Here is a 12,168-nt window from a genome sequence, read left to right on the forward strand (position 1 = left end):
AACGGGGTAAACGCAGCAACATGCCGAAAAACAGCCGGGTGTGCATTTTGCTAATCAGCCAGTTGTCTTTCAGCATATTAAAATGCGAGCGGCCGCCCACAGGATAAATCACCTTGGTCGGCAGAAACTGCACCGGCACACCATGCCAGAACAGCCGCACCATAATCTCAATATCAAAATCCATCCGCTGGCCAATGCGGTGCGTTTGAATAATATCAACACAGCTTTGCAGTGGGTAAACCCGAAACCCCAGCATGGAGTCTTTGATTTGTAATGATAGCGTTTCAATCCGTACCCAGAAATGGGTGATCTCACGGCCAATCTTCCGCCCCAGCGGCATAGAGCTATCGTACACCGGCGCACCGCTGATAAGCGCTGCAGGACACTTCGCTGCTGCCTGCCAGAACTTAGGGACATCGGCAACATCGTGCTGCCCATCAGCATCTATCTGCAAACCGTGGCTAAACCCCAGCTGATGCGCCCTTAACATAGCAGCGCACATAGCTGCGCCTTTGCCGCCGTTTTGTGGCAGGGTAATAATCTCTACCTGTGCGTATCTTTGCGCCAACTCCGCCAGCACAGCTTTGGTTGCGCTATCTGAGCCATCGTCGGCGATAATAATAGCGAAGCCAAATGGCAGCAGATGCTGCACAGTGCTGCTAATGGTTTCATGATGGTTATATATCGGGATCAGAAAACAGCCGTTCATACTACGCCAGCGTCCATTTCAGCCGGCCAGACGCGACTTTGCTACCCTCGCGGCTATAACTAAACAGCACTGTTGCATCAGCCGTGCGCTCCAGTAACAAGGTTAAGCTGTCGTTTGGGCGGATCATCAACTGAAACTTAAGCACTTCAACGCTGCTAACAGCTGCCAGTTGCGGAAAATACTGTTTACAGTACTGCACCACCCAATGCAGCTGAGTCACACCCGCCAATACCGGCGCATTCGGGAAATGACCTTCGAAGTAGGCGATGTCGGCCCGGATATCCAGCTGTAACTCAACTTTGTTATCGCCGTGCTGCAATAGCTGCACTGCAGGAAATAAATTAGTCATGCTCAAAAAGTGCTTCCAATTCTGACCTGGGTAACTTGCCTTGTTGATTGTATGGCAGGCTGGCCACATAACGAAACTTTCTCGGCAGCAACACCCGCTCAAAACGCTGCAGCAAATGCTGCTTTATGTGTTGATTCAGCACCAGTTTACCTTGCTGATTTAATAACTGCTCACCCTGGTTGCTCAGTACTATTACCAGTGCCAACTGTGGTTTTGTTGCTGTCAGCACTACAGCCGCTACCTGTAGCACCAGGTTACTTGCCAGACAGTACTGTTCCAGCTCAGGTAACGACAAGCGTTTCTCTTCAATCTTCACAATTCGGTCCAGCCGGCCGATTAACCTGAATGAGCGCTCTGTCACAAGCTCTACCTGATCTGACGAGGTAAACCAGCCCGCGCTATCAAGATAAGCCGAGCTCACCTGCAATGCCTGCTCTGGCCCCTGGCTTACCGACACACCATCAAATACCTGCCAGCCAACATCTGCTGTATTACGCTGACGATAAGCAATGCCGCCGGTTTCAGTGCTACCAAACACCTCCGTTGGAGCTTGTTGTAATGCCGTCACATAGCGCTGTGGCACAGCGTCATTTAGCGGGCCGCCAGAGCTGAATATACGCTGACACCGCACAGCGTAAGGTGCAAGCGTGGCAATATCATCAAACCTGGCAAGATGCGCCGGGCTGGCAACCAGCACCACATCATAATGTTGCAACAACGCCTGCCACTGCTCCAGATAACTCAGCTGCGCCCGATACTGTAAATGGCCATAACATAACGGCCACAGCATACGAAACAACAAACCATAGATATGCTGAAACGACACCGTTGCAGCAAACAGGGTTTGCCCGCTTAATGCCACACCAAATTGCTGCTGCAAGGTTTGTACTTCGAGCAGTAATTGTGACAAGCGTTTAGTGACCAATTTGGGCTGGCCAGTGGAGCCAGAAGTAAAGAAACTGACCCGACAACTGTTTTGCAGCAACAGCCGCGGCTGATAAGCAACAGTGTCGGCCCTGACAGCGGCTTGGGGCGCCTGCCAGTCGCACTGCGCGCCAGCAAGTTGCAGCGTATCAGGCTGCCCGTCCGGCGCCAGTACGATATGTTTGCCAAGCTGACACAAGGCGATAAACCAGACAGAAAACAGTACCGGGTCGGCCTGATAAAGCAACACCGTATCACCGGGTTGCATAGCAATAAACCGTTTAACGGCCTGCAGTTGCTGTTGCCACTGCTGAGCAGTAACTACAGTTACACCATCGGTAAACACGGGCAGGCTGGCATCCGGCCACGCCAGTTGCCAGCTATCGCTTTGCTGCTTTAACAACTCGTCGTACCTGCCATTCAATAAACATCAGCAAACCCATCAGAATGTACGAAATCAGTCCGTTGTACATCACCCAGATATCCCAGTCGCCCCACCAGGCCGTGGCAAAGGCAACAGCACCATTAAACAGAAAGAACAGACACCAGACCTGCGTTACCTTACGGGTGTAAGCTACAGCATGTTGATCCAGTTCGCCTTCCATTAGCCGCGCCAGCCGTTCAATCACCGTTGGCGGAAACCAAAGCGACGCGGCAAAAAGCAACAGCATGCCGGCATTCATCCATACCGGATAGTACAACAACGCATGCTCTGCCTGACCCAACCACATTGCCGCCAATAAAAAGGCGCAAGTTAGCAGGAAGAAACTCCGGCTTGCTACCCCTGCGCCCCGGCTGCAGGATTTAATTAACGCAACAGCGGCCACCGGCAATAAAGCTGCCGCCGGATGCCAGTGATGAATAGCCCACCAGACATACAGCGGATAGAGTACCAGGGCGCACTTGAGGCTGATATCAAGCGCAGTTCTCAAACGCATCAGGCTTCTATCAATACATAGACAGCATTGACGACATCATTAACAGTACGCGCCGATTTAAACGCTTCGGGCTCGATTTTCTTACCGGTGATTTCACGCAGTTTTACCACCAGATCAACTGCATCAATGCTATCCAGATCCAAGTCTTCATATAAGTTGGCATCCGGCGTAATTTGGCTGGCATCAAGTTCAAACTCTTTGACCATTAATTGCTGCAGAAGATTAAATACGTCTTGCTGGGTTTTCATTGTTAGCTCCGCTTACTGCTGTTGCTGCTTAACATACTGCGCCAGAGTATTCAGGCTGGCAAAGTGTTGCTTATTCTTTTCCGAGTCAGCATCAGGCTTAATATTGTACTGTTTCTTTAGTGCCTGCCCCAACTCAAGGGCATCTATTGAATCCAAACCCAGGCCATCGACAAATAATGGCGCATCATCAACGATATCGTCCGGTGTAATGTCTTCCAGTTCCAAAGTACTGATGATCAACTGTTTAAGTTCAAGTTTCAAAGAATCCATGTTGGTCCACTGCCTGTTGATAAAAATGTTGTAACTCCCTGGTCAGCTGCCTGGCAGCAAGAGCAGGAGATGGGTTCTGCTGCAGCGCTGCTGTCAGCTGAATGTCCTGCAGGTAACAGATTGCCAGCGTCGGCTTGCTCGCTGGCACCTGATACCATTGTTCCTGTTTGGTCAGAGTACTTGGCTGGCATCGAATATACAACGCCAGATAACCTCTGTTAGCTCGCAGTGCAATGTTGGCTGCGCCGCGCTGAAATGTCAGCGGCTCACCGGGGGTACTGCGCGTCCCTTCCGGGAAAATAATCAGGTTATTGCCTTTTTGCAAAGACGCCGCACAGTCATCCAGTAATTTGTCCGGATCGGAGTTGCTGATATAACCCGTACTATTAATCACGCCGCGTATAAAAGGGTTGCGGAACAACTGTGCTTTTACCACGCAATCGGCTTGCGGTGTCATCGCTATCAAGGCGACAACATCTATCAGACTCGGATGATTGGCAATAATGATCCTGCCACGCGCATTTCGTAGTGTTGAAGCCGCTGCGAAATCAAAATTAAACACGCGGACAAAGCGCATCAGGCCGATAAAAAAACGAAACGTCAGATGAACGGTATGGCGGGCTCGCTGTTTACGCCGCTCTGGCTCGCAGATAAACAAACGCTGTAACGGAAACACCGTAACAGACAACAACACCGCTCCTATGCCAAACACAACAAAACACAGGCCGGTCGCCAGAATACGGTACAGGTGATTCAGCTTTTGCATCTGCTATACCCGCTGCCACTGCCAGCGTCGTTTGTTTCCGCTAAGCGTCAACTGTTGGCTTTGCTGCTGCAAAAATGGCAATAATTTTATTGCCTGATCCGGCTCTGCCTCTGCATCGTTGTCAGCACACAGGGTAAAGTGCACGGGTTGTCCCTGCGTACGGTGCAATAAAAGCGCTAGCGCAACCGACGTTGACGGGTCCTGACAAAATGTCTGATAAGGCTCGGGGATTGCTTCATCGGCATAAACAATCAGTTGCTGATTTAGTTTGGGCTCAGCACAAAAACGTGCAGCCGCATCAAGCACGGCATAGTGCAAGCTGTCGGCACCGGCTGCGATAGCATTACTGTCGGCCTGATTCTGGCTATAGATACTAAACTGGCCGCTGATCGCATTGTGCACAGACAGTGCAAACTGTGAAGGGGATAACTCTTCGCCATTACCCAACTGCTGCAGTAACATTAAAGTTTTATGCAAATCACCGTGACGTGATGCAAAGATAGTGGGTAAGGAGTGATTCTCTTGCTGCTCGGCGGTTTGCAAAGCCACATCAAATGCCAGTTTGGTCAGCTTGCTCAGACGACGCCGGGTCATTGCCGGTACTTGTTTCAACTCGGGTAAGAGCGAGGTATCATCGTTGTGTTTCGGCGGCATCCACATTGCCCAGGATTTTATAAACAGTTCCATGCAGTCATTACCTTCACCGAAAACAACGGTAGCGAAAGCGCGGTATCATATATAAAGTTAGCGTCAAAAGTAAATTAAAATGCCGGAGTTTGGCATGGCAAAAATTCTAAGCAAATGATTTGGCTTAATTATAGCCTGAAAATGTTATCACCACTGCAATGCCAAAGCTGGCTGACAGATACCGAATGGCAATATGCGCAGACATTAAGTGAAAAAAGAGCCAGACAATTTTGTAATGGCAGGGCATTAGTAAGAAAAATGCTGCGACACATTCAAGCAGCAGATACTAATGATATTGCCATATCATTACCATCAGACAAGGCTCCAACATTAATAGTCGGCGAGAAGCACTGGTATTTGTCTCTCTCTCATTCAAAAGAAGCTATTGCCGCAGCAATCAGTATTAATGAAAAAATCGGTCTGGATATCGAGCAAATAAAACCAAGACAGTTTAAGCAATTGCAGCAAGGCCACACTGCCTTACAACATGCACCGGACCTGAATACTTTCTACCAACAGTGGACATTAGCCGAAGCATACAGCAAGTACAGCAGCAACGCGTTGCTTGAGGTACTGCGTAGTGGCTTACCAGGTCAAATCCGCCATAAATATTTTACTCTGCCAGGCTATATGCTTTGCCTGGTTCATCACAATAGCGATACAGAAATCACGTTAAGCGAAAACGGCGCAATACTGCCTGTTAGCATCCGTAACAACATTAATGCGCCAGGCTGAAATATTTATTCACATCGCCCTGTCCTGTAAAGCGACGCGTAGCACCTTTACGCCAACCGACAGGACACTCTTATGCACAAGCTCTCTGGTTATTTTCTGGCAACGGCTGTCAGCTTTGCCGCTTTACCTCTGGCTGCCGACACTAAACCGGCACAGCCAAATGACTTTATCGAAGTGTTTGCCAAGTTATTTGGCGAGCATAAAGGTATCCGCAAAGGCCATGCCAAAGGCGTGTGCGCTGTAGGTGATTTTACCGCCAGCGCTGAAGCAACAGCACGCTTTGATGCGGCGCTTTTTTCCGGCGCTACGCTACCCGTTACTTACCGGTTTTCGATGGCCGGCGGTAACCCGAACGTGCCAGACTATGCCCGCGCTCCCCGGGGTTTAGCAGCTCAGTTTAATTTGCCAGATGGTTCTAAACACAACATTGCCACCTTAACCACTCCGGTCTTCGGTGCCAAAGACCCGGAGAACTTTTTAGGCCTGCTTCAAGCCTCTGTACCGGGCGCAGATGGCAAGCCGGATATGGCGAAAGTACAGGCGTTTCGTACTGCCCACCCTGACACCCAACCACAGGCGCAGTGGCTGGCCACTAACCCACCACCATGGAGCTATACTACGGCGGAATATTTTGGCATTCACACCTTTTACCTAGCAGATAAAAGTGGCGAAAATATAAAAATACGCTGGCATTTGCAGCCAAAAGACGGCATAAAAGGATTAACAGACGCTGAAGTAGCCCAGCAGAATGCAAACTTCCTCAACGACAGACTGCATCAACGTTTAAAAGACGGAATGGTCGAGTTTGACTGGATAATCAGTTTGGGCGAGGCCAGCGATAGCGAAAATGACCCATCGGTACAATGGCCGGCAAGGCCAACATTAAATGCCGGCACTTTGCGTATTAAGGCCAGTGGCGATGCTAGCTGCAACAATATCAACTTTGACCCTAATGTACTAAGCAGTGGCTTTAGCGCCAGTGATGATCCGGTGCTGCGGATGCGCTCACCAGCTTATGCTATTTCGTTTGGTAAAAGGCTAAGTGGGCAGTAAAAAACCTGAAGCGCGCGTTAGAACCCGGATCTGGGCGTCATAGAGTGTCTGAGCCCTGCCGCAGGTTGCAGGCCGAGTTGCTGTGACGAGCCAGAGCTGGCGTTGTAACGATCAGCGCTTGCTCTGGACTTAAAACAAATCCAGTGACTCGCCGCTTTGCGGTGCGTCGCTATCCTTTTTCGCCTTACTGTTAATACGTGCCCGGCGCTGCGTCAGCAGCTTCAGAATACGGGCGCGCTCTTCTACCGGCTTTTGGTGCCAGTTAAAACGTTCATCCCGCGAACGCAAGCACCCCATGCAGTAGCCACGGCTATTGCTTTGGCAAACACCGATGCAGGGATTGGGTAAGTCAAACAGCTCTAACTGATCCACAAGGCTACCACGCAGGTTAACGAATAGGCTAAGTGTACGTTGTGACAAACGTTAGGTGCAAATGGCTGCAGCCTTAAGAACCGTCTCACACACGCTGACACGCCGTAAATACATCCCTGTAGGCTCGTTTCCGCCCGTCCGGGGCTCCAACGGTCAGCGTAGCGTAAGCCGATTCTCTGCGAATCATCTTGCTCTCAAAACTGATTATTTCTTAACAGATCTAAAAAACCTGTTGACTTCGGACTGATAGACGGCTATTTCTAATAGCAATTCGATCTGCATGACAGATCAACATAACTAAAACGAATTTTAACCAAGTAAATAAGTAAGAATCATAATATGCGTTTAGCTGCTGTTCTGAACATTATTGTCCTCGTGGTCGTGGTGATTATTAATCTCCGCGGGGGCGGTGTTTTGGAAAAAAAGTAGCGTAAAAAGCGAATTCCAACAAAACCCCCGCTCCGAAAGGACCGGGGGTTTTGTCGTTTCCGGGCCTTGAAAAAAGCGGTTTAGCATACAGAGGATACAAAATGAAAGGCGCAGAATTGGTACTTAAAGTGCTGCAACAACACGGGGTAGATACCGTTTTCGGTTACCCTGGTGGCGCTATTATGCCGATTTACGATGCGTTGTATCAGAGCAGCATCAAGCACTACCTGTGCCGGCATGAACAAGGCGGCGCCTTCTCCGCCATCGGCTATGCCCGTGCTTCAGGCAAAGTCGGTGTCTGTATGGCCACCTCTGGCCCGGGTGCAACCAATTTAATCACCTCACTGGCCGACGCCATGCTGGATTCAGTGCCAGTGGTAGCCATTACCGGTCAGGTGTCGCAAGCCGTGATGGGCAGCGATGCGTTTCAGGAAGTCGACGTTTTGGGCTTAAGCCTGGCAGTAACCAAGCACAGCTTTATGGTTCGCAGTGTGGATGAACTGGCAGCAACGCTAAACGAAGCTTTTACTATTGCCCAGTCTGGCCGCCCAGGGCCGGTGCTGGTCGATATTCCCAAAGATGTGCAACTGGCTGACATTGATGCCGAGCTGCAAGCTATCAGTAAAAGTAACAGCAATATTCAAACCTCTTTAGCCAATGCAGCTGCAGCACGTAAGTTAATTGCCAGTGCCAAAAAACCTATCGCTTACATCGGCGGTGGCGTACATATGGCAGGCGCTATGCCTCAGTTGCAACAGTTTTTAGCCAGTAATCCTATGCCGTCGGTAACCACGTTGAAAGGCATGGGCTCTGTCGCCAAAGATAACGCCCATTACCTGGGCATGCTGGGCATGCATGGCACTCAGGCCGCCAATTTGGCCGTGCAGCAATGCGATTTGCTGATTTGTTTAGGCGCCCGTTTTGATGACCGGGTTACCGGCAATCTGCAAAAATTCGCGCCAGAGGCCAAGGTAATCCATGTTGATATCGATCCGGCTGAAATCAATAAAGTGCGCTTTGCCCAAGTGGCACTGCTGGGCGATATGAAACAAATCCTGCCGGCCATCAGCACGCAAAATAACTGCAGCGATTGGCTGGCACATTGTGCTCAGTTGAAACAGCAGTACGGCTGGCGTTATGACCACCCGGGCGAGCGTATTTACGCGCCTTTGCTGTTAAAACAGTTAAGCGATCGCATGCCGGATAACAGTGTGGTTGCCTGCGATGTGGGCCAGCACCAGATGTGGGTAGCGCAGCATATGCGCTTTAGCAGCCCGCGCAATCATTTATCCAGCGGCGGTTTGGGTACTATGGGCTTTGGCTTGCCAGCAGCCATCGGCGCCAAATTAGCCCGGCCACAGGATACCGTGATCACGGTAACTGGCGATGGCTCTTTTATGATGAACGTGCAGGAGCTGGCCACGATAAAACGTTTTCGCCTGCCGGTAAAAATTGTCGTGATCGACAATCAGCGCCTGGGCATGGTGAAACAATGGCAACAACTGTTTTTTAACGAGCGTTATAGCGAAACCGATTTATCCGATAACCCGGACTTTGTGGCACTGGCCGCCGCCTTTGCCATTCCGGGCCACTGCATAACCCGCAAAGATGAAGTAACAGATGCGCTGGAAGCCATGTTTACCTGGCCAGGCCCCTATTTGCTGCATGTTTGCATTGATGATAAAGACAACGTCTGGCCGTTAGTGCCGCCGGGTGCTGCCAATGAAGAGATGATCACGGAGGCCAAAGCATGAACCATGTACTGAATATCACGGCAAATAATACCCCAGCCGTTGTTGAGCGTTTATTACAGGTAACCCGCTATCGCGGTTATCAGCTGACCGGTTTAGAAATGAAGCCGCGCTCAGATGCGCGCAGTGTTGCCATTACGCTTACCGTTAGTGGCGATAAACCGATTCACCTGTTAACCAGTCAGTTGCACAAGCTGTATGACGTAGTACAACTGGAATTGGCCGGCAGTGAACTGGCTGTGCTGAGCGCCTGAACCATTTTTAACCCTATACTGTTTATTTACCGATTTTACGGAGTAGTACAATGCCAAAGTTAAGATCCGCCACTGTTACCGAAGGCCGCAATATGGCGGGCGCCCGCGCACTGTGGCGTGCTACCGGCGTTAAAGATACCGATTTTGGCAAGCCAATAGTGGCAGTGGTGAACTCTTTTGTAGAGTTTGTGCCAGGCCATGTACACCTGCGTGATTTGGGTAAGTTGGTGGCCAACAGCATTACTGAAGCGGGCGGTATCGCTAAAGAATTCAATACCATAGCGGTAGATGATGGCATTGCCATGGGCCATGGCGGCATGCTGTACAGCCTGCCATCACGCGAACTGATTGCCGACTCGGTTGAGTATATGGTAAATGCACACTGCGCCGATGCCATGGTGTGTATTTCTAACTGTGACAAGATCACTCCCGGCATGCTGATGGCCGCACTGCGGCTGAATATACCGGTGATCTTTGTGTCCGGCGGGCCAATGGAAGCGGGTAAAACCAAGCTGTCTGAGCAAATCATCAAGCTGGATCTGGTGGATGCTATGGTGTCCGCCGCCAACCCGAAAGTCAGTGACAGCGACAGCGAACAGATTGAACGCAGCGCCTGCCCGACCTGCGGTAGCTGCTCGGGCATGTTTACCGCTAACTCAATGAACTGCTTAGTCGAAGCGCTGGGCTTAGGCCAGCCGGGCAATGGCTCCTTGCTGGCAACGCACGCCGACCGGAAAGAGCTGTTCGTGCAAGCCGGTTTCAGAATTATGCAGCTGTGCAACCGCTGGTACAAACATGATGATGCCAGCGCCCTGCCGCGTAACATCGCCAATAAAACTGCGTTTGAAAACGCCATGATGCTGGATATCGCCATGGGCGGCTCGACCAACACCGTATTGCACTTACTGGCTGCGGCGCAGGAAGCCGAAATTGATTTTGGTATGGCCGATATCGACCGTTTATCGCGCATAGTGCCGCATTTATGCAAAGTTGCGCCCTCGACGCAAAAGTACCATATGGAAGACGTGCACCGCGCCGGTGGCGTGATTGGCATTTTAGCCGAGCTGAACCGTGCCGGTTTATTAAACCCGAACGTACCGCATGTCGCCGGTAGCAGCTTAGCGGCCGTGCTGGAGCAATGGGATATCAAAACCAGCAGCAACGAAGATGCAAAACAGATGTATCTGGCGGGCCCGGCCGGTATTCGCACCACGCAGGCGTTTTCACAAAATTGCCGTTACCCAACGCTGGACGATGACCGTGAGCAAGGCTGTATCCGCAGTAAAGAGCATGCTTACTCGCAGGATGGCGGTTTAGCCGTGCTGTTTGGCAACTTAGCACCGAACGGCTGCATTGTAAAAACGGCCGGCGTTGATGACGAATGTCTGGTGTTTAACGGCCGCGCCCGTATTTTCGAAAGCCAGGATGATGCGGTAGATGCCATCCTAAAAGGCAAAGTGGTGGCAGGTGATGCGGTGATTATCCGTTACGAAGGCCCCAAAGGCGGCCCGGGTATGCAGGAAATGCTGTACCCAACCAGTTATTTAAAATCGATGGGCTTAGGTAAAAGCTGCGCCCTGATCACAGATGGCCGCTTCTCTGGCGGTACCTCGGGTTTATCTATTGGCCATGTGTCGCCGGAAGCCGCCAGTGGCGGTGCTATCGCACTGGTTGAAGAAGGCGATCGCATCGAGATTGATATACCGAATCGCAAAATTGGCATTGCCGTTAGCGATGACGAGTTAGCAGCAAGGCGCGCAGCGATGGATGCCAAAGGTAAGCAAGGCTGGAAACCGTTGGACCGTCAGCGCGTGGTAAGTGCGGCGCTGAAAGCCTACGCCTTATTAGCGAGTAGTGCCGATAAGGGCGCAGTGCGGGATTTGTCGAAACTTGAAGAGTAAGTATTGGAAATGTCTAGAGTGAGCTTCGACCACAAACCGCACACAAGGACGCCGTAAATACATCCCTGTAGGCTCCTCTCCGGCTTCCCTGCCGGAGACGCCTTGTTTAGCAGTTTCTGGTCTTCGCTAGCAAATTAAGCGATACAGATGGCGTAAACAAAGCACGCGGCGATAGGCAAGGTGTGCTCTTGCAGCAGCGGCAGGGATGCCGCGGAGGCTGAGACAGCACAGGGACGTGCTGTCGAAGGCGGCGAAAAGAGCATTTCCTTGCCGTGAGCTTGAGCCTGCGCTTTAGTCTTCGCCTGTAATTAAGCAACAAACCTAAATAACCGGAGCAGTAATGAACAACCTGGCCACAGTAACCACAGCGCAAACAGATACCGATGTCATGCAGCAGTATCTGCGCGATATTTTGCTGTCGCCGGTATACCAGGCTGCGGTCGAAACCCCGCTGGATGCGATGCCAAAACTCAGCCAGCGACTGGGGCATAATGTACTGTTAAAACGTGAAGACAAGCAGCCGGTGTATTCGTTTAAATTGCGCGGCGCTTTTAACAAACTGCATAAAGTACAGCAGCAAAACCCCTCTGCCAGTGTGGTGTGTGCTTCTGCCGGTAATCATGCCCAGGGGGTGGCACTTTCAGCCAGTAAACTGGGGCTGAAAGCCACTATCGTGATGCCGATAACCACGCCGGAAATTAAAGTCGCGGCGGTAAAAGCGCTGGGCGGTAATGTCGTGCTGCATGGCACTGCCTTTGATGAAGCTAACAGCTACGCTATAA

At 51.0% G+C, this 12,168-nt stretch carries 15 protein-coding genes; 6 read left to right on the forward strand and 9 right to left on the reverse strand.

What is annotated here, in order from left to right; translation table 11 throughout:
• From VIN66_RS13005 to VIN66_RS13040, 8 genes are all read right to left on the reverse strand, one after another.
• Positions 1-709 (reverse strand): glycosyltransferase family 2 protein (locus VIN66_RS13005; RefSeq protein ID WP_331924377.1); only part of this gene is annotated, 709 nt, incomplete at its 3' end.
• Between the two features lies 1 nt (position 710).
• Positions 711-1,058, reverse strand: a complete 348-nt coding sequence (locus VIN66_RS13010) for a hypothetical protein (RefSeq protein ID WP_331924378.1) — start codon at positions 1,056-1,058, stop codon at positions 711-713.
• On the reverse strand, positions 1,051-2,385 hold the full coding sequence (locus VIN66_RS13015; RefSeq protein ID WP_331924379.1) for an AMP-binding protein: 1,335 nt from the start codon (positions 2,383-2,385) through the stop codon (positions 1,051-1,053). The genes VIN66_RS13010 and VIN66_RS13015 overlap by 8 nt, the downstream gene beginning before the upstream one ends.
• On the reverse strand, positions 2,363-2,920 hold the full coding sequence (locus VIN66_RS13020) for a hypothetical protein (protein ID WP_331924380.1): 558 nt from the start codon (positions 2,918-2,920) through the stop codon (positions 2,363-2,365). The genes VIN66_RS13015 and VIN66_RS13020 overlap by 23 nt, the downstream gene beginning before the upstream one ends.
• Positions 2,920-3,168, reverse strand: a complete 249-nt coding sequence (locus VIN66_RS13025) for an acyl carrier protein (protein ID WP_331924381.1) — start codon at positions 3,166-3,168, stop codon at positions 2,920-2,922. Before VIN66_RS13025 ends, VIN66_RS13020 begins: the two co-directional genes overlap by 1 nt.
• A 12-nt stretch (positions 3,169-3,180) precedes the next feature.
• Complete coding sequence (locus VIN66_RS13030; RefSeq protein ID WP_230818162.1) at positions 3,181-3,438, reverse strand: phosphopantetheine-binding protein; 258 nt, start codon at positions 3,436-3,438, stop codon at positions 3,181-3,183.
• Complete coding sequence (locus VIN66_RS13035) at positions 3,419-4,204, reverse strand: lysophospholipid acyltransferase family protein (protein WP_331924382.1); 786 nt, start codon at positions 4,202-4,204, stop codon at positions 3,419-3,421. The genes VIN66_RS13030 and VIN66_RS13035 overlap by 20 nt, the downstream gene beginning before the upstream one ends.
• A 3-nt stretch (positions 4,205-4,207) precedes the next feature.
• Positions 4,208-4,891 (reverse strand): beta-ketoacyl synthase chain length factor, encoded by a 684-nt coding sequence (locus VIN66_RS13040; protein ID WP_331924383.1) that lies wholly within the window; start codon positions 4,889-4,891, stop codon positions 4,208-4,210.
• 114 nt (positions 4,892-5,005) lie between these two features.
• Here VIN66_RS13040 and VIN66_RS13045 point away from each other — a divergent pair, with 114 nt between their 5' ends.
• Both VIN66_RS13045 and VIN66_RS13050 read left to right on the forward strand, forming a co-directional pair.
• Positions 5,006-5,626: a hypothetical protein gene (locus tag VIN66_RS13045; RefSeq protein ID WP_331924384.1), complete on the forward strand. Its 621-nt coding sequence runs from the start codon at positions 5,006-5,008 to the stop codon at positions 5,624-5,626.
• Positions 5,627-5,698: 72 nt separating this feature from the next.
• Positions 5,699-6,679, forward strand: coding sequence for a catalase family peroxidase (locus VIN66_RS13050; RefSeq protein ID WP_331924385.1), 981 nt, complete (start codon positions 5,699-5,701; stop codon positions 6,677-6,679).
• A gap of 129 nt (positions 6,680-6,808) precedes the next feature.
• On the opposite strand, the gene VIN66_RS13055 is transcribed toward VIN66_RS13050, so the two are convergent.
• Positions 6,809-7,051, reverse strand: a complete 243-nt coding sequence (locus VIN66_RS13055) for a DUF1289 domain-containing protein (RefSeq protein WP_331924386.1) — start codon at positions 7,049-7,051, stop codon at positions 6,809-6,811.
• A 530-nt stretch (positions 7,052-7,581) separates the two neighbouring features.
• Here VIN66_RS13055 and ilvG point away from each other — a divergent pair.
• From ilvG to VIN66_RS13075, 4 genes are all read left to right on the forward strand, one after another.
• The gene (gene ilvG, locus VIN66_RS13060; protein WP_331924387.1) at positions 7,582-9,234 is read left to right on the forward strand and encodes an acetolactate synthase 2 catalytic subunit; all 1,653 of its coding nucleotides are present in this window, start codon (positions 7,582-7,584) and stop codon (positions 9,232-9,234) included.
• Complete coding sequence (gene ilvM, locus VIN66_RS13065) at positions 9,231-9,485, forward strand: acetolactate synthase 2 small subunit (protein ID WP_331924388.1); 255 nt, start codon at positions 9,231-9,233, stop codon at positions 9,483-9,485. The genes ilvG and ilvM overlap by 4 nt, the downstream gene beginning before the upstream one ends.
• A 50-nt stretch (positions 9,486-9,535) precedes the next feature.
• Positions 9,536-11,386, forward strand: a complete 1,851-nt coding sequence (gene ilvD, locus VIN66_RS13070; protein ID WP_331924389.1) for a dihydroxy-acid dehydratase — start codon at positions 9,536-9,538, stop codon at positions 11,384-11,386.
• 340 nt (positions 11,387-11,726) lie between these two features.
• On the forward strand, positions 11,727-12,168 hold a 442-nt coding region (locus VIN66_RS13075), incomplete at its 3' end, for a pyridoxal-phosphate dependent enzyme (RefSeq protein ID WP_414709894.1).

Source organism: Rheinheimera sp., assembly GCF_036568245.1.
Taxonomy (GTDB): Bacteria; Pseudomonadota; Gammaproteobacteria; order Enterobacterales; family Alteromonadaceae; genus Alishewanella.